General features: G+C 69.2%; 14 protein-coding genes. 5 read left to right on the forward strand and 9 right to left on the reverse strand.

The features are described 5' to 3' along the window. Window positions 1–12: 12 nt before the first annotated feature. Together metG and mfnA are read right to left on the reverse strand one after the other, a co-directional pair. Entirely contained in the window at window positions 13–2,172 is a 2,160-nt protein-coding gene (gene metG, locus A6E15_RS13680; RefSeq protein ID WP_076148365.1) for a methionine--tRNA ligase, read from the reverse strand. A gap of 277 nt (window positions 2,173–2,449) precedes the next feature. After that, complete coding sequence (gene mfnA, locus A6E15_RS13685) at window positions 2,450–3,535, reverse strand: tyrosine decarboxylase MfnA (RefSeq protein WP_217693446.1); 1,086 nt, start codon at window positions 3,533–3,535, stop codon at window positions 2,450–2,452. A 158-nt stretch (window positions 3,536–3,693) separates the two neighbouring features. On the opposite strand from mfnA, the gene gatD reads away from it, so the two are divergent. Together gatD and A6E15_RS13695 are read left to right on the forward strand one after the other, a co-directional pair. Further along, complete coding sequence (gene gatD, locus A6E15_RS13690) at window positions 3,694–4,944, forward strand: Glu-tRNA(Gln) amidotransferase subunit GatD (protein ID WP_076147005.1); 1,251 nt, start codon at window positions 3,694–3,696, stop codon at window positions 4,942–4,944. Window positions 4,945–5,290: 346 nt separating this feature from the next. Further along, on the forward strand, window positions 5,291–6,250 hold the full coding sequence (locus tag A6E15_RS13695; protein ID WP_076147006.1) for a GNAT family N-acetyltransferase: 960 nt from the start codon (window positions 5,291–5,293) through the stop codon (window positions 6,248–6,250). Between the two features lie 3 nt (window positions 6,251–6,253). Here the strand turns inward: A6E15_RS13695 and A6E15_RS13700 are convergent, their stop codons facing one another. Genes A6E15_RS13700 through A6E15_RS13710 form a run of 3 tightly spaced genes read right to left on the reverse strand, consistent with a single transcriptional unit; the run spans window position 6,254 to window position 9,055 of the window. Further along, window positions 6,254–6,535, reverse strand: coding sequence for a ubiquitin-like small modifier protein 1 (locus tag A6E15_RS13700; protein WP_076147008.1), 282 nt, complete (start codon window positions 6,533–6,535; stop codon window positions 6,254–6,256). Window positions 6,536–6,566: 31 nt separating this feature from the next. Next, window positions 6,567–7,817, reverse strand: a complete 1,251-nt coding sequence (locus A6E15_RS13705; protein ID WP_076147009.1) for a TrkA C-terminal domain-containing protein — start codon at window positions 7,815–7,817, stop codon at window positions 6,567–6,569. Continuing rightward, on the reverse strand, window positions 7,814–9,055 hold the full coding sequence (locus A6E15_RS13710) for a potassium transporter TrkA (protein ID WP_076147010.1): 1,242 nt from the start codon (window positions 9,053–9,055) through the stop codon (window positions 7,814–7,816). Before A6E15_RS13710 ends, A6E15_RS13705 begins: the two co-directional genes overlap by 4 nt. A 119-nt stretch (window positions 9,056–9,174) precedes the next feature. Here A6E15_RS13710 and A6E15_RS13715 point away from each other — a divergent pair, with 119 nt between their 5' ends. Continuing rightward, a complete protein-coding gene (locus tag A6E15_RS13715; RefSeq protein WP_076147012.1) occupies window positions 9,175–10,362 on the forward strand; it encodes an NAD-binding protein in 1,188 nt (395 codons plus the stop codon). A gap of 1 nt (window position 10,363) precedes the next feature. On the opposite strand, the gene A6E15_RS13720 is transcribed toward A6E15_RS13715, so the two are convergent. Together A6E15_RS13720 and deoC are read right to left on the reverse strand one after the other, a co-directional pair. Beyond that, window positions 10,364–11,782: an HPP family protein gene (locus A6E15_RS13720; protein WP_076147014.1), complete on the reverse strand. Its 1,419-nt coding sequence runs from the start codon at window positions 11,780–11,782 to the stop codon at window positions 10,364–10,366. A gap of 128 nt (window positions 11,783–11,910) precedes the next feature. Next, a complete protein-coding gene (gene deoC, locus A6E15_RS13725; RefSeq protein WP_076147016.1) occupies window positions 11,911–12,546 on the reverse strand; it encodes a deoxyribose-phosphate aldolase in 636 nt (211 codons plus the stop codon). Between the two features lie 150 nt (window positions 12,547–12,696). Here deoC and A6E15_RS13730 point away from each other — a divergent pair, with 150 nt between their 5' ends. Beyond that, on the forward strand, window positions 12,697–13,992 hold the full coding sequence (locus A6E15_RS13730) for a glucose-6-phosphate isomerase (protein WP_076147018.1): 1,296 nt from the start codon (window positions 12,697–12,699) through the stop codon (window positions 13,990–13,992). Window positions 13,993–14,062: 70 nt separating this feature from the next. After that, window positions 14,063–15,178, forward strand: coding sequence for a CPBP family intramembrane glutamic endopeptidase (locus A6E15_RS13735; protein WP_076147020.1), 1,116 nt, complete (start codon window positions 14,063–14,065; stop codon window positions 15,176–15,178). Window positions 15,179–15,310: 132 nt separating this feature from the next. Here A6E15_RS13735 and A6E15_RS13740 read toward each other — a convergent pair whose 3' ends face one another. Together A6E15_RS13740 and A6E15_RS13745 are read right to left on the reverse strand one after the other, a co-directional pair. Further along, window positions 15,311–15,769, reverse strand: coding sequence for an NOB1 family endonuclease (locus A6E15_RS13740; protein WP_066303923.1), 459 nt, complete (start codon window positions 15,767–15,769; stop codon window positions 15,311–15,313). Between the two features lie 4 nt (window positions 15,770–15,773). Beyond that, window positions 15,774–16,019, reverse strand: a complete 246-nt coding sequence (locus A6E15_RS13745; RefSeq protein WP_006182585.1) for a PRC-barrel domain-containing protein — start codon at window positions 16,017–16,019, stop codon at window positions 15,774–15,776. Window positions 16,020–16,067: the final 48 nt, after the last annotated feature.

Genomic DNA, 16,067 nt, shown 5'->3' on the forward strand with positions numbered 1-16,067 from the left:
CGAGGGGACTGCTTACTTGATCTTCTCGCCGACGGCGGCGTCACCGTGAGTCGTCAGCAGGTCTGCCTCCTCGCCCGCGGCGAGGATCATCCCGTCGGATTCGACGCCGAACAGTTCGGCTTTCTCCATGTTCGCGAGCAAGACACATTTCTCGCCCGGCAGTTCGTCGAGATCGTGCAGTTGCTTGATCCCCGCGACGATCTGTCGCGTCTCGAACCCGATGTCGACCTCGAGGCGCGCGAGATCGTCCGCGCCCTCGATCCCCTCGGCGGATTCGATCCGGCCGACCCGAATGTCCAGTTCCTGGAAGTCCTCGAACCCGATCCGTTCGTCGGCCAGCGGCTCGAGGTCTGTGGTGTCTGCCATACCGCCGGCTTCCTCCGCCGCGGCCTCGTCGTTTTCGGTTTCCGATTCGGCGTCCCCGTCGTCCGACGCCGCCGCGACGCGTTCCTCGAGCTTTGCGGTCAGCTCGTCGACGCGGTCGTCCTCGATCTTCTCGAAGAGTTCGCCGGGTTCGTCGAAGTCCCGCGGCGGGGCTTCGAGGGCGTCCTCGAGACGGGCGTCGGCGATATCGCCGTCCTCGCCGATCTGCTCCCAGAGGGCCTGCGATTTGTCGGGCGTGATCGGCTCGAGCAGGACGGCGACGGCCTTGGCGATCTGGACGCAGTCGCGGATGACCTGTGCGGCTTCCTCGGGGTCGTCGTCGGTGAGCTTCCAGGGCTCGTTGCGCTGGATGTACTCGTTGCCAAACTGCGCGAGTTCGGTCGCCGCTCCGCCGACCCCGCGCATGGAGTAGTCGTTGACGTTCTCGCGAACCTCGTCGATCGCGTCCTCGATTCGCTCCGCAACCTCCGTGGAGACGTCGGCGTCGGGGGTGCCCTCGTAGTTGCGGTAGGCAAAGAGCAGCGACCGGTACCAGAAGTTGCCGACCGTGCCGACGAGTTCGCCGTTGACCGTCTCCTGGAAGGCGTCCCAGGAGAAGTCGACGTCCTGCTGGAGCCCGCCGGTCGTCGTCAGGTAGTACCGCAGCAGATCGGGGTGGAATCCCTCCTCGAGGTACTCCTTGGCCCAGATCGCCCGGTTGCGACTCGTCGAGAGCCCCTTGCCGTTGATCGTGATGAAGCCGGTCGCGGCGATCCCGCGGGGCTTGTTGTAGCCCGCGCCCTCGAGCATGGCCGGCCAGAAGATCGCGTGGTGCTGGATGATGTCCCGGCCGATCACGTGCATGATCTCACCGCCGGACTCGCGCTGCTCGTCCGGCGAGCCTCCGCTCGCATCGCTCGCGGAGACGCCGTCTCCCTTCCAGACCTGCTCCCAGTCGTACTCGTCTTTTCCGACGCGCTCGGAGTACTGCTTCGTACTCGAAATGTACTCGATCGGCGCGTCGACCCAGACGTAGAGGACGAGATCATCGCCGTCACCGTCTTGCCCTGGATAATCGATCCCCCAGTCCATGTCGCGCGTGATACACCAGTCCTGTAGGCCGTCCTCTATCCACTGCCGGGGCTGGTTGCGCGCGTTCGAGGTTCCCTCGAGGCCGTCGAGAAAGTCGGTCAGGAAGTCCGCGAATTCGGAGACCTCGAAGAACTTGTGGGTGCGCTCGCGGTACTCGGCGGGGTTGCCCGTGATCGTACTGGTCGGATCCTCGACCTCGCCGGGCTCTAAGTGGCGCTGACAGCCCTCGTCGCACTCGTCGCCGCGGGCCTTCGCGCCGCAGTAGGGACAGGTCCCCTCGACGTAGCGATCGGGGAGATACTGGTCGGCCTCGGGGTCGTAGGCGACCTGAATCTCCTTCTCGTAGACGTAGCCTTCCTCGTCCAACGTGCGGACGATCTCCTGGGTCGTCTCGACGTTGGTCTCGTCGTGGGTGTGGCCGTAGTTGTCGAAGTCGACGTTGAACTTCGGGAACGTCTCCTCGTACTGCTCGTGCCAGTCCAGCGCGAAGTCCTCCGGATCGACGCCCTGCTGTTCGGCGTTGACGGCGACCGGCGTGCCGTGCATGTCCGACCCGCAGACGTAGGCCGTCTCCTGTCCCAGCGTCTCGAGCGCGCGTGAAAAGGCGTCCGCACCGATGTACCCCCGCAGGTGACCGATGTGGAGGTCCCCGTTCGCGTAGGGGAGCCCGCAGGTCACGACGGCGGGATTCTCCGTCGGAAAGTCCTCGTGGCTCATGCTCGTCACGTCGCGCTCGCGGGCGTAAAACCCGCCGGTTTCGATCGGCTCCCCGACGGCGGCTATCGACTCAGCGAACGACGGATCAATGTGGCGGCACACGCCGTCGATCGACCGAACGCTAGCGAAAGCGTCGACGAGCCTGCGTGAACGACCCAGCGGGGGAGGACGTGCCCGTTCGCTGTCGCCGGTCGTGGTAGAACACTCGCCGACACGATCATGCGATCCGACTCGCTCGAGAAATGCCGCCTCGCGGCCGTGTAGTGACCGATCAGTTCTAGTCGTCGCTCGTGATCGGCACGCTCGCACGCACCTCGAGCCGGTCTAAATCGCCGATGAACGACGCCAGCATCTCGCGGGTGACGTGGGGCATACAGACCACGCGCAGTTCGTCGGATGCGGTTCTCGAGATCCGCCAGCCCTTGGCCCGCAACGCGTCGAAGGTCGATCGGGGGACGTCGGCCGCGACCAGCGGCAGCGTCGGATCGGCGACCTCGTAGCCGCGTTTCTCGAGGGCGTCGGCGAGCCACTCGGCGTTGTTCTGCGACCGGGCGTACTGCCGGCGGTACCCCGCCGGCCACAGCTCCTCCATCGCGGCGACGGCGCTGGCGACGCCCGCGCCCGAGCGGGTGCCGGTCAGGGTCGCCTGCGAGGTCGACTCGAGGTAGGGCGTGTCGACGGCGAGTTCGTCGAGCAGGGCCGCATCGCGGACGAGCAAGCCACCTGACGGAACGGCGGCCTGGCCCATCTTGTGGGGGTCGATCGCCATCGTGTCGACCGCGGCGTGGTCGAAATTCCACTCGTAGTCGGTAAAGGGCAGCACGAAGCCGCCCCAGGCGGCGTCGACGTGCAGCGTCGCGTCGACCGAGTGTGCGATCTCGCCCAACTCGGGAATGGGATCGACGCGGCCGTACTCGGTCGTCCCCGCGACGCCGACCACCGCGGCGGTGTCCCCGTCGACGGCGGCCCGGACGGCCCCGAGGTCGGCCCGGTGGTCGTCGTCGGTCGGAACGATCCGGAGGTCGATCCCGAGCAGGTCCGCGGCCTTCTGGAAGCTGAAGTGGCCCGACTCGGGCATGACGACGTTCGGCGTCCGGCTGTCGGCCCGCTCGCGAGCGATCCGGACCGCCTGAATGTTCGCTTCCGTACCGCCGCTCGTGATGTAGCCCGCCGGCTCCTCGAGCCCGGCGATCTCGCTCAGCATGGCGATCGCGTCGTCCTCGAGTTCCGAGACGCCGGGGTAGGTGCCCGGATCCCCGGGGTTGGTCGCGAGAAACCGCTCGGCCGCGTCGCGCGCCGCCGGGTGGGGTTCCGTACACATCGAGGAGAGAACCCGGTCGAACGCCTGCGGCTCGATTTGCATATCACGTATGTAATCGGTCGTCGGTTTATTTGTTGCGTTTGGCGACGTTTCACGAGGGAGTCGTCTCGCCCTCTTCGGTTCCGCGGTCGGTTCGACCGGTCGGGCCGCCGGTAGCCCGAAAGCGTGCCTTCAAGTCCGGGGCCGCGCTACGGCCACGCATGAACCCAGGCGACCGCGTCCGCGTCGATCGCGCGGATCGTACGTACGAAGGCGTGTTGCTCCCCTCGAGCACGGACGAACAGCTCGTGGTGAAACTCGAGGGCGGCTACAACGTCGGCGTCGACCGGGACGAGGCCGACGTGGCGGTCCTCGCGGAGGACGTCTACGAGATCGACGGCACCGACGCCACGGGCGACGACGCCGGCTCGGAGATCGAGTTCGACGACGACTTGCCGACGATCTCGCTGATCTCGACCGGCGGGACGATCGCCTCGACGGTCGACTACCGCACCGGGGCCGTCACGGCGCAGTTCGACGCCGAGGACGTCCTGCGGGCGGTGCCGGACCTGGCCGGCCGGGCGAACTACCGCGGGCGCGTCGTCGCGAACATCCTCTCGGAGAACATGGAACCGCCGATCTGGCAGGACCTCGCGCGGGCGGTCCGCGAGGAGATCGAGGCCGGCGCGGACGGCGTCGTCGTCATGCACGGCACCGACACGATGCAGTACTCCGCGTCGGCGCTTTCGTTCATGCTCGAGACGCCGGTGCCGATCGTCTTCACCGGCTCCCAGCGCTCCGCGGATCGACCGTCCTCGGACAACGTGATGAACGCCGTCTCGGCGGTCGAGGCCGCCAAGAGCGACTGCGCGGAGGTCGTGGTCTGTATGCACGCCACCGAGTCGGACGACCGCTGTGCGCTTCACCGCGGGACCCGGGTCCGGAAGAACCACACCTCGCGGCGGGACGCCTTCGAGACCGTCGGCGCGGCACCGCTGGGCGAGGTCGACTACGAGACCGAGACCGTCGAGTTCCGACGCGAGTATCGGGAGCGCGGCGAAACCGACCTCGAGATCGCCCCCGACCTCGAGGGCGACGTGGAACTGCTGAAGTTCACGCCCGGGATGGATCCCGCGTTCCTCGACGTCGTCGAGGGATCGGACGGGCTGATCCTCGAGGGAACCGGGCTCGGGCACGTCCACACCGATCTGATCCCCCGACTCGAGGAACTCATCGCGGACGGGACGACGGTCGTCATGACCAGCCAGTGTCTCGAGGGGCGGGTCTGTGACCGGGTCTACGACACGGGTCGGGACCTGCTCGAGGCCGGCGTCGTCGAGGCCGGCGACACGCTGCCGGGGACGGCGAAGGTCAAGCTGATGTGGGCGCTCGAAAACAGCGACGACGTCGAGGAAGCGATGGGCACGTCGCTGGCCGGCGAGATTCAAGAGCGGTCGGTTCCCTGGGCGTAGATCTGGCTCACCGGGCTTGTCAGAGCGACGAGAGACGGTTTTCGTCGTGGGGCGGGTTCCGAGACGGAGCGTTCTGCGCACGCTGACGCCACTGAATACCCACATCCTCCCCAGCCGATTCGTTCGTTCGCTTCGCTCACTCACTCATCCCTCGCGCAACGTCAGCGGCCGGCTTCGCTCGGCTCACGGTTCCCTTCGGTCACCGCTCGCAGCATCGAGGCCCCACTGCGTTCGACCTCGCACCGCTCAGCCGGCCGCCAGCGCGCGCCACCGGGTCGGAAGACCCATCCCGACCTGGCGAAGGCATTTCCCGTCCGATCGCGTGAGGTATCACTGTTCGATCGACATGTCACCCGACTCGGATACCGACCCCGCAATCGAGATCCGTCGCGCAACCCACGACGACTACGACGCCGTCGCCGACTTCACGGGCGAGATCTGGCCCGACCGCGGCGGCGACTACATCCCGGCCATCTACCACGACTGGCTCGAGGACGAGCCGGGACGGGGCAAGAAAACCTTCCTCGCCGAAATCGACGGCGAGGCCGCGGGAATCGTCCAGGCCGTCATGCTCTCCGCGGACGAGGCCTGGTTCCAGGGAATGCGCGTCGCGGCCGACTACCGCCGGCGGGGCGTGAGCCACCGGCTGAACGAGGCGACCTTCGAGTGGGCCCGCCGGCAGGGCGCGACCGTTGGCCGCGTGATGATCTTCTCGTGGAACGCGGCCTCGCTGGGCGCGGCGCGAGCCAGCGGCTTCGAGCCGCTCACCGAGTTTCGCTTCGCCCATCCCGACCCCGACCCGGACGCCGTGGGCCCCCACGCAGTCTCGAGCGATCCCACCGACGCGTGGCGCTACTGGACCCACAGCGACGCTCGCGCGCACCTGCACGGACTCGGCCTCGCGCCCGAGGAGTCGTGGGCCGTCCGCGAACTCACGCGTGACGACTTCCAGCAGTTGGCCGACGACACGGCCGTCTTCGCCGTCGAGGGCGAGGCCGGACTCGCCGGAACGGCCTACCGCTCGCGGACCTACGAGCGGCCGGTCGACGGCGACGAGTCGAACGGCTCGAGCGACGACGAAACCGAACGGTGGGCCGAGTACGGCGTCGCCGCGTGGGACGGCGTCGAGGCCGCTCGCTCGCTGTTCGCCGCGATCGCTCGCGACGCGGCCGACTGCGATGCGGAACAGACGCGCGTGCTGATTCCCGAAACCGCCCGGTTCGTCACCGACGCGCCCGCTGCGGGCGTCGATATCGCCGAAGAACCGGACTTCGTGCTGGGGGTCGACCTGACGGCGACTCGCTGACGGCTACCCGCCGCTGACCGGCGGAAACAGCGCCAGTTCGTCGCCCTCCTCGAGAACCGTCGCCAGCCCCTCCTCCTCGACCAGGACGTTCGTCCCGTTGCGAAGCACGTTGATCTGGGAGCGCAAGTCGCCGTCCTCGAGGACGCGGCCCTCGAGGGCGGGGGCCTCCTCGAGCAGCGCCTCGAAGGCGTCGCCGACGGTGTCGCCGGCCCCGGCGTCGACGGTCACGTGCTTGTCGCCGGCGCGTTCGGCCAGATCCGCGAACAGTTTCCACTCCGTGGGCATACGTGGCGATATCGGTGCCGGCGGCAAGTAGCTACCGCTCCCGCGGCCGTTCCGGCGTCCGGTCGGTCGCGGGGTCGGCGTCCTCGCTCCGGGCGTCGTCCGCGGACGCCGACGGGGACTCGTCGGCCGGGGCCAGCGTCCGTTCGGTCACCCGGCGGAGCGCGTCCGGCCGGCCGAGGACGTACGCGACGTCGCCGGCCGCGAGCCGCACGTCGCCGGCCGGCAGCGGCCAGTGTTCGGCGTCGCCGTCGCCCTCGCGCTCGAGCGCGAGGACCAGCACCGGTAGCGAGTCGACCGACAGGCCGGCGAGGGGGTCGTCGGCCCCGACGGTGACGGTCCGGACCGTCTCGTCGGCCGCCCGCAAGAGGGAGACGAGGTCGCGCTCGGCGTCGGGGCTGCCGGGCAGCGTCACGAGCCGGTAGTCCCCGTCGGACTCGAGATAACGGGCGTCCTCGGCGTCGAGCGCGACGGTCGCGACGTCGCCGGCGGTCCCGCGGAGTTCCCCGCCCGCGACCCGCCGGGCACTGCCGTCCTCGCCGCGGGCCCAGAGACGGACCGCGTCGCCGGGACTGGCGTCGGCCGCGGGGTCGCCTTCGAGCGCAACGGCGACGGTCCCCGGGGCGAGCGTCGGGCCGAGACCCGCCGGCCGGCTGCCCACGGCGAGGTACGCGACCGTCCCGTCGGGCTCGAGATCGACGTCGACGTGGCCGATCCCGAAGTCCCGCTCGAGGCGGGCGATCAGCCGTTCGCGCAGTTCCTCGTCTGTGAGTCGTCGGGGGAGGAGAAACGTCTGCCCGGCGAGGTCGGCTTTCACCGACTCGTCGACCGGGTCGTAGCCCTCGATGTCGTCGATATCGTCGGGGAGTTCGACCGTGACGACCCGGCCGGCCGAGCGGACGAGCTGGGTGACCTCGGTGATCGTCCGCGGCGTCGCGACCACGAACACGTCCCGGGCGAGGTAATCGCCCAGCCGCCGGCCGCCGTCGGCCGCGACCGCGCTGGCGGCGAAGGCACCGACCGTGTAGATCGCGGTGCCGGGCTCGAGCAGGCCCGTGTTCCCGATGATCGCCTGCTGGAGCGCCGTCTGGGTGTTCAGCCAGATCGCGACGAGCGCGACGCCGAACAGCACCGCGATGCCCTCCGGGATCGCGTCGGCGCTGTACCAGCGATAGACGAACGCGACGCCGGCCCCGCTGCCGGCCGCGAGCAGGGCGAACCCGAGGATGCGGACGATCGCCTCGAGCAGCGTCTCGGTCGGGATCGCCTGCGCGGGGGTGATCATCGCGCGATCGCCTCCGCGAACGCCTCGACCGCGGCGTCGGGGCCCGCGACGAACGCCTCGTCGCCGGCCTCGAGCCGCCGTTCGATCCCGGGGGCGAACACCCATCCGTGGCGGCGCTCGCCGGTTTCGGCTCCCTGTCGGCGGACCGCGAGGACCGACACGTCCCCGTCGGCGACCGTCTCGTCGGTCGGTCCGGCCGGGCCGACCGTCAGCCGGCGGATGGCGTACCCCTCTCGTTTGACCGGCGAGAGCGCCTCGAACTCGCGGCTGGTGCCCCGCGAGCGCACGACGAGACGCGGCGACTCGGCCTCGAGGATCGGTTTCACGTCCCGTCGGGAGACGGCGATCGTCACCCGGCCCGGGCCGCCAGCGGTCGCCGCCTGCGGGTTCGCCGCGGGGGCGGGGTCCGTCCCGCCGTCGGTCGCGACCGCGTCGGCGGGCTTCGACGACCCGTCATCGCCGTCGGCCGCGGCGGCGTCGGCTTCAGTGCTGGCGCTGACGACGGTCCCGTCGATCGAGCGGTCGCCGACGCGGACGCTCACCGCGTCCCCGCTCGCGAGTCCCGTCGGGACCAGCGTCGTCAGCGAGACGGCCCGCTGGCCCGCCGGCACGCGCCGGGAGAGACCGCCCGAAGGCGGCGCGGCCGTGATCGTCGCCCGGGCCTGCTCGTCGATCGCGACGTCGACGTCCGCGAGGTCGTGGTCGGTCCGCAGGCGCTCCTCGAGGCGGGCCTCGAGTTCCGAGAGCGGGAGGTCGGCGGGGAGCCGCCACGAGCCGCCTTTCAGCGTTCGGCGGAGGTCGGCCGACAGCGCCGGGTAGCCCTCCATGTCGTGAACCTCGCCGGTGGGACGGACCGTGACCTGGCCGACCGAGCCGACGAGTTCGACGACGTCGGCCGAGAGGGTCCGCTGGCGCAGCGAGGTCAGCGAGAGCCGACGCGGGAGTTCCGCGCCGAGTTTGTCGCCCTGGTTGTGGGCGTACAGCGCGAGCATGAGGACGACGAGGACGGCGACGAGCAGCCGCGGCGACTGAGCGATCGTGGGTTCGACGAGGCCGAGCAGCCCGCCCTGGACGCTGGCGATCGACAGCGCGAGGACGACCACACCGAACCCGGGCAGGGTGACGCCGGTAAAATACCGGACGAGAAAGCCGAGCGAGCCGGCGACGAACGCGGGAACGATACCGGTCAGGAGGCCGAGATAGAGCCCGAGCAGCACTTCGACCGGAAGGGGTGGCATTGTGGGCCAGTGGGCCGGAGCGGTTAAAGTAGCACCGGCAGTCGTCGCCGACTCGAGCGGCGGTGGGCCTCGAGTTCCGAACGGGGACGTTTAACTGATACCGACGCCGACCGGCGTGTATGGCCGACGACCGGTCGCTTCGCGCGCGGTTGCCGGACAACTGGCGGCGAGTGCTGACCACGCGAGCGGCGATCGTCCTCGTCCTGCTCGTCGCCCTGCTCTCGGTCGCCACGGCGGTCGTCAACATCGGCACCAACACCGTCGGCGGCCCCTTCGCCGAATACGTCCCCGACGCCGTTCGAAGCGCAGCCGCCTTCACCGGCGCGCTCACCGGCTTCCTGATGGTCGGGAGCGCGCTCGCGCTCCGGCGCGGGCTCCGGACCGGCTGGTGGGCGTCGCTGCTTTTGCTCCCGCTGACCGCGGCACAGGGCCTGCTCCAGTCGAGCCCGTACTCGTTCCCGCTGGTCGTCCTCTCGCTCGTCTCGGTCCCGATACTGCTCGTTACCCGCAAGCGGTTCACCAAACCGCTCTCGCTGTCGACGACCCAGATCGCGGCCGGCTCGGCGCTGGTCGGCGTCCAGCTCTACGGCACCATCGGCGGCTACGCCCTGCGGGAACACTTCGACGGCATCTCCAACATCCTCGATGCCTTCTACTTCACGCTGATCACCTCGAGTACGGTCGGCTACGGCGACGTGACGCCGAGCCCGGAATCGGTGCAGGCGATGCTGTTTACCATGTCCGTCCTCGTCCTCGGCGTGGCCAGTTTCGGGATCGCCATCGGGGCGCTGATCGGCCCGCTCATCCAGGACCGCATCTCGAAGACGCTCGGAAAGATGACCGAATCACAACTGCAACTGCTCGAGGACCACCTCCTGGTCCTCGGCTACGGCGAACTGACGGAACCGATCGTCGACGAACTGGCCGACGGCGGCCGCGAGTTCGTCGTCGTCACCAACGACCGCGAGGCCGGGGCGGAACTGACGGACCGGGGGATCTCGGTCGTCACCGGCGATCCCAGCGACGAGGAACCGCTCCGGCGCGCGAAGATCGACCGCGCGGCCGCGATCCTCGTCGCCACGAACCAGGACGCCGAGGACGCACTGGCGATCCTGACGGCCCGCGAACTCGCGCCGAACTCCCGCATCGTCGCGGCCGCGACCGACCGCGAGAACACGAAGAAACTCGAGCGGGCCGGTGCGGACGCGGTGATCAGCCCCTCGGTGCTTGGCGGCCACCTGCTCGTGCGATCGGCACTCGGCAGCGACGAGAGCGGGCTGATCGACCGCATTCTCGAGCGCGAGTGACCTACCGTCGGCGACCCCGGTGGACGATCGCCACGTCCGCCTCGAGGTCGCTGAGTTTCCGGAACGTCGGCGGAGAGACAAAGCGGGAGGCCGCCGAGCGGTCGGTACTCGAGCCGACGAAACAGACGTCGTAGCGGGGCGCGACGCGGGCGAGGTAGTCCTCGACGGCGGCGGTGGCGACGTGGGTTTCGAAGGGGCCCGAGAAGGCGTCGATGAGGTCCGCGAGCGTCCCCTCGGCCGCCCTGCGGCGCGACTCCCGGTCGATGCAGGTACAGACGCTGATCGGCCGGCCGGACTCGGTCACCCGGATCGCGAAATCGAGCATCGCGCGGGCGGTGTCGCCCGCGCCGCGAACCGCGACGAGGCCGCTCCGCCAGCGCGTCCGTCGGACGCCGTTCGAGCGGAACGCGATCGCGTCGATCTCGCCCTCGAACAGTCCGGTGATAAACGACGAGAGACCGCCGCCCTCGCGTTCGGCGTACGGCGTGACGATGAGGTCGCAGTTCTCCGCTCGCGCGGTCTCGAGGGTCAGCCCCGCCGAGGGTTCACTGTCGGCCGCGACGACGACCTCGCAGGGGACGTCGTACGCGCTCCGGAGGTCGGCCGCGAGCGACTCGAGGCGGCGGCCGGCGTCGGTGGCCGCGCGTTCGGCGGGCGGCGATTCGGCCGGGTCGCCGTCGGTCGACGCGTCCGGTCGCTCGTCGTCGACCGCCTCGACGACGTCGAAGAGGACGACTTTTCCGGCGTCGTGGGCCCCGGCGATCGAGGCGGCGAAGCGGGCGACCGTCTCTTCCCCGTCGATCATCGGGACGAGGACGTGATCGTCTCCGCTGGTCGTCCGATAGAGATAGCGGGCGCGTCGCTCGTAGAACCGATCGCGCCAGACGACGAATGCGGCCGCGACGAACGAACTCGAGACGACGATCCCGAGGACGTAGGCCACCTGTGCGTTGCCGGTCACGAGGACGAGCAGGGCCGTCGAGAACGCCGTCGGCACCTCGAGATCGAGCGCCCACGTACAGACGCCGGTACAGAAGACCCCGAGGGCGGCACCCCAGGCGCTGACGCCGCCGCCCAGTCCGACGGCCGTCGTCAGCGCGAGCGCGAGCCAGCCACAGCAGGCCCCGACGGTCATCCCGCCGACGAACTTCCCCGGGGAGGCGTACTTCCCCTCGGGCTCCGCAAAGAGCGTGAAGGTCCCCGAGGCCAGCGGCGGAAAGAGCAGAAACGAGATCACGGGGGTCGCGTTCGCCAGCCACGTCACCGCGGCGATCAGCAGGGGGACGAAGACCAGCACCGACAGGTGAAGCAGGTTCCCCGTCTGCTCGAGCCACCGGACGACGGCGTCGAGTTCGCGTCGCTCTAGCCGTCGCAGCCGCCTCGCGAGCGCGCGGAGTTTCGCGCGGACCCCCTCGAGCATGGGATTCGTTGCTCGAGGGATGACCAAAACCGTTTGGCTTCCCGCGCGCGGCCGATCCCGGCATCGGCCGGGCCACGTGGATCGGGAGTCCGACGGCCGAGGCGTCGCGCACCCCGATCGCGAGCCGGCTATTCGGGTGCGCCCTCGAGGATCGCGACCCCGCTCGAGGCCCCGATGCGTTCCGCGCCGGCCTCGAGCATGGCCACTGCCTCGTCGTAGCTTCCGATGCCGCCGCTGGCCTTGACGGGGAGATAGTCACTCATGAGGGCGACGTCGTCGACGGTTGCGCCGCCCCCGCCGAACCCGGTCGCGGTCTTTACCATCGTCGCGTCGGCGGCCGCGGCGGCCTCGCAGGCCCGTCGCTTCTCGGCATCGGTCAGCAGCGGCGTCTCGACGATGACCTTGACCGGGATCGGGACGGCGGCGACCAGATCCGCGAGCGCCGTTTCGACGGCATCGTCCGCGCCGGCCCGCAGTCGACCGACGTTGATCACCACGTCGAGTTCGTCCGCGCCGTCCTGCCAGGCCCCGACTCCCTCAGTGCGTTTCGCCGCGGGAGCGTGCTGCCCGTGGGGGAATCCGATTACCGTCGCGAGGGTCACGTCGGGGGCGTACTCGGCTGCCATTTCGACCGCGTACGGCGGGATACAGGCGTTCATCCCGTACTCGGCGGCCTCGTCGAGGACCCGCCGAACGTCGGCCGGCGTCGTCTCGGGGCCAAGCACCGTGTGATCGATCAGGGGGGCGAGTTCGCTGCGATCCATACGCGGGGCGACTCGGCGAGCGGACAAAAACCCGGCCGGTCGTCTCGAGGTCGCCGCCGGCTCGAGTTCGCTCGAGTCGGACGGCAGTCGCGGTGGAGTGTCCGTTGCCGTCTCGGAACGCCTTTGACCTCGGCGGTCGCTTCCCCGGGTATGAACGTCGACATCGGGAACGCACTCGCGTCGGTCGCCTCGCCGGGCGTCTCGCGTGCGTCCCTCGAGCGACTGGACGAACAGGTCGCGGCCGCCCACGAGCGAATCGAGGCGGGGATGGAAAACGCCGACCACGGCTACGAATCCCTCAACCTCCCGGCGCGGACCGACCCCGACGAGATCCGGGCGGCCGTCGAGCCGGTCGCCGACGCCGACGCGTTGATCACCGTCGGCATCGGTGGCAGTTCGCTGGGCGCGGCGACGATCGTCGACGCCCTCGAGTCCGACACCGAGACGATCTTTCTGGACAACGTCGACCCCGCGTGGGTGTCGACCCGCCTCGACGGGATCGCCCTCGAGAACGCGGCGATAAACGTCGTCTCGCGGTCGGGGACGACCGCGGAGACGCTGGCGAACTTCCTCGTCGTCCGAGAGGTCTTCGAGGACGCCGGCGTCGACTGGACCGAGCGGACGATCGTCACCACCGGCGACGCCGGCCCGCTGCGGGACCTCGCCGACCGCCACGACCTCCCGTCGCTGAAGGTGCCCGACGGCGTCCCCGGACGCTTCTCGGCGCTGTCGGCGGTCGGCATGGTCGCCGCCGCGGTCTGCGGTCACGACCTCGAGGCGCTGCTCGCTGGCGCGGCCGCCGAGCGAGAGACGCTTTCCGGCTCGCTGTTCGAGTGTCCGGCCTACGCCTACGGCGCGACGACCTACGCGCTTGACGGCCGCGGTGCGGGGGTAAACGCCGTGATGCCCTACGCGGAATCGCTCGAGACCTCGGCGGAGTGGTTCGCCCAGCTGTGGGCCGAGAGCCTCGGCAAGGACGACCTCGGCCAGACCCCGGTACGGGCGCTGGGGGTCACCGACCAGCACTCCCAACTGCAGCTCTACCGGGCGGGCCCGCGGGACAAGCTCGTCACCTTCGTCACCGCCGACGCTGACGCGGACCGGTCGATCCCGGCGACCGACGTCGAGGACCTCGCGTATCTGGGCGATGCGACGCTTGGTGAACTGCTCGAAGCGGAGTTCGAGGCCACCGAGGCGAGCCTGGCGGCGGCCGGCCGGCCGAACGTCCGGGTCGAACTCGAGGCCGTCGACGAGTACGAACTCGGCGGCTTCCTCTACGGGATGGAGGCCGCCTGCGTCCTCGCGGGCGAACTCTACGGCGTGAACACCTTCGAGCAGCCGGCCGTCGAGTGGGCGAAGAATGCCACCCGCGGGCTGCTCGGCGGCGGCGAGTTCGAGGAGGCGGAGGCGGTCGCCGAGAAGACCGAGCTTCGGGTCGAGCGGTAGCCGACCGAGCCGGCCCGAATCCGTCGTCCGGTTGCGGTGTGCATATGAGCCCTCGGACGAACACCCACGTATGACCGAGACTGCACGGGCCGACGACGCCGGCCCGGTCGCGTCCGGAGCGATCCTAGGCATCGGGACCCTGCTGGCCGGGATCACGACGGTCGCCATGTTCGTCCCCGTTCGCAACGGCGCCGACGATCCCGTCGTCTGGGCCGGCACCGGCCTGGCCGTCGCCGCCGTTCTCGCCTTCCTCGTCCGCCGCCACGGCTCGCGCGAACCCCGGCTCCTCGCGGCGGTCGCCGCCGGCTCGAGCGTCGGCGTCGTCCTGTTGGCCGGTTACGCACTGAATCAAGGGATTACGACGTCGCTGCTCCCGATCCCGGCCGTGTTCGTCGCGTTCGTGACGGCCGGACTGACCGTCGGCGTCGCGGTCGCGGACTTCTTCGACATCGGCACGGCCGGCCTCAAGCGACGCACCGCACAGGCCCTCGTGATGACGGCGATCGGTCTCGCCGGACTCATCCTGCCACAGGTGCTGATGATTCTCTTTGCCGCACCGGTCTACCCGTTCCTCGAGACGCTGCCCGAGATCGAACGGCTCGTGGCCACGCAACTCATCACCCAACTGGGCGTGGTCACCGGCACGGCGATCGTGGTCGTCACCTTCCTCCGCTGGACCGGCCGGGGACTGTCGTTCATCGATCTGCGGTGGCCCACGCTGCGGGAGGTCGCCTGGACCGTCGGCGGCCTGATCGTCCTCTTCGGCGCGCTGTTTGCCATCTCGACGCTCATGCAGTCGACCGGCGTCGAGAGCGCGGACCACTCGACCACCCAGCGAGCCGCGGACAATCCCGAACTGATGCTGATCATGGTGCCGATCGCCGTCCTGATCATCGGGCCGTTCGAGGAACTGCTCTACCGCAACGTGATCCAGAAATCGCTGTACGAGACCTTCTCGCGGTTCGGTGCCGTCGCGGTGGCCAGCGTCATCTTCGCGGCGGTCCACGTCCTCGCGTACGCCACCGACGGACTGGGCGCGGTCATCGCCAGTCTCGGGACGATCTTCGGGCTCTCGATCGTCCTCGGTGTCATCTACGAACGGACCGACAACCTCCTGATCCCGGCGCTGGTCCACGGGATGTACAACGCGTTGACGTTCTTGAACCTCTATTTCATCTACGCCTGAGACGGATTATCGTCGCTGTTTACCGGTGTCCTCGCAGGACGGTCACGAGGACACCGGTACTGACTGACAGGAAACCGTCTGAGACGGCGATCGGTCGCGGGAACATCGATCGCGACCGGAGCCGATCTCGGGCTACGAGGGGTTCTTCCGGGCCAGTTCCGACCCGCAGATCGGACACCGGTCTTTCTCCTCGTCGAACTCGCGGCCACAGCCCTGACACTGGTAGGTCCAGTGGCGCTGTTCGTCGATCCCTTCCCGGGCGATCACGTCGACCGCGACGTTGAGCTTCTCCGCGACGTTTTGCATCGCGTAGTCGTCGGTCACCAGAGTAGCGTCGAGTTCGAAGCTCGCGGCGACGAGCCGAACGTCGGTATCCGAGAGGACCCCGAGATCACCGGATTCCCGGGCCGCGCGTTCGACCTTTTCCGTGGTATCGTCGTTCGGGATGTGGATGTGCATGCCCGATCCCTCCATCGCGTCGTAGCGATAGGCGCTCTCGTCTTCGAGTTCCTCGCGGACGAGCGGGATCGTCGCAGTCTGTTCTGTCGTATGGAAATCGTGGATAAAAGCCGAGGAGTCGAGAACGTACATACCGTTAGCGCTGGACGACGATGTAGTCTTTCACCGCTTGGACGCGGTTGACGGGAACGAGGAAGTGGCCGCCCTCGTCGAGATCGAAGTCGACGGCGCGGGTCGACAGCTCCTCGTCGGGCTCGATGACGAGATCGTGAAGCGTCCCCGATTTGAGATCCATGGTGATGTTATAGAGCAGTCCAAGCTCGGTGCCGTCGGAACCCATGACGGACTTCCCCGAGAGGTTTTCAGCGAGTATATCGCTCATGCATGCCCGTACTTACTAATCGGTATTAAACGATTGGGACCGCTCTCG

This window comes from Natrinema saccharevitans (assembly GCF_001953745.1).
GTDB classification, from domain to species: Archaea; Halobacteriota; Halobacteria; order Halobacteriales; family Natrialbaceae; genus Natrinema; species Natrinema saccharevitans.

Coding starts and splice junctions, on each gene's coding strand:
- metG (WP_076148365.1), bottom strand. CDS start 2,172: ATGAGCCACGAGGACTTTCCGACGGAGAATCCCGCCGTCGTGACCTGC.
- mfnA (WP_217693446.1), bottom strand. CDS start 3,535: ATGCAAATCGAGCCGCAGGCGTTCGACCGGGTTCTCTCCTCGATGTGT.
- gatD (WP_076147005.1), top strand. CDS start 3,694: ATGAACCCAGGCGACCGCGTCCGCGTCGATCGCGCGGATCGTACGTAC.
- A6E15_RS13695 (WP_076147006.1), top strand. CDS start 5,291: ATGTCACCCGACTCGGATACCGACCCCGCAATCGAGATCCGTCGCGCA.
- A6E15_RS13700 (WP_076147008.1), bottom strand. CDS start 6,535: ATGCCCACGGAGTGGAAACTGTTCGCGGATCTGGCCGAACGCGCCGGC.
- A6E15_RS13705 (WP_076147009.1), bottom strand. CDS start 7,817: ATGATCACCCCCGCGCAGGCGATCCCGACCGAGACGCTGCTCGAGGCG.
- A6E15_RS13710 (WP_076147010.1), bottom strand. CDS start 9,055: ATGCCACCCCTTCCGGTCGAAGTGCTGCTCGGGCTCTATCTCGGCCTC.
- A6E15_RS13715 (WP_076147012.1), top strand. CDS start 9,175: ATGGCCGACGACCGGTCGCTTCGCGCGCGGTTGCCGGACAACTGGCGG.
- A6E15_RS13720 (WP_076147014.1), bottom strand. CDS start 11,782: ATGCTCGAGGGGGTCCGCGCGAAACTCCGCGCGCTCGCGAGGCGGCTG.
- deoC (WP_076147016.1), bottom strand. CDS start 12,546: ATGGATCGCAGCGAACTCGCCCCCCTGATCGATCACACGGTGCTTGGC.
- A6E15_RS13730 (WP_076147018.1), top strand. CDS start 12,697: ATGAACGTCGACATCGGGAACGCACTCGCGTCGGTCGCCTCGCCGGGC.
- A6E15_RS13735 (WP_076147020.1), top strand. CDS start 14,063: ATGACCGAGACTGCACGGGCCGACGACGCCGGCCCGGTCGCGTCCGGA.
- A6E15_RS13740 (WP_066303923.1), bottom strand. CDS start 15,769: ATGTACGTTCTCGACTCCTCGGCTTTTATCCACGATTTCCATACGACA.
- A6E15_RS13745 (WP_006182585.1), bottom strand. CDS start 16,019: ATGAGCGATATACTCGCTGAAAACCTCTCGGGGAAGTCCGTCATGGGT.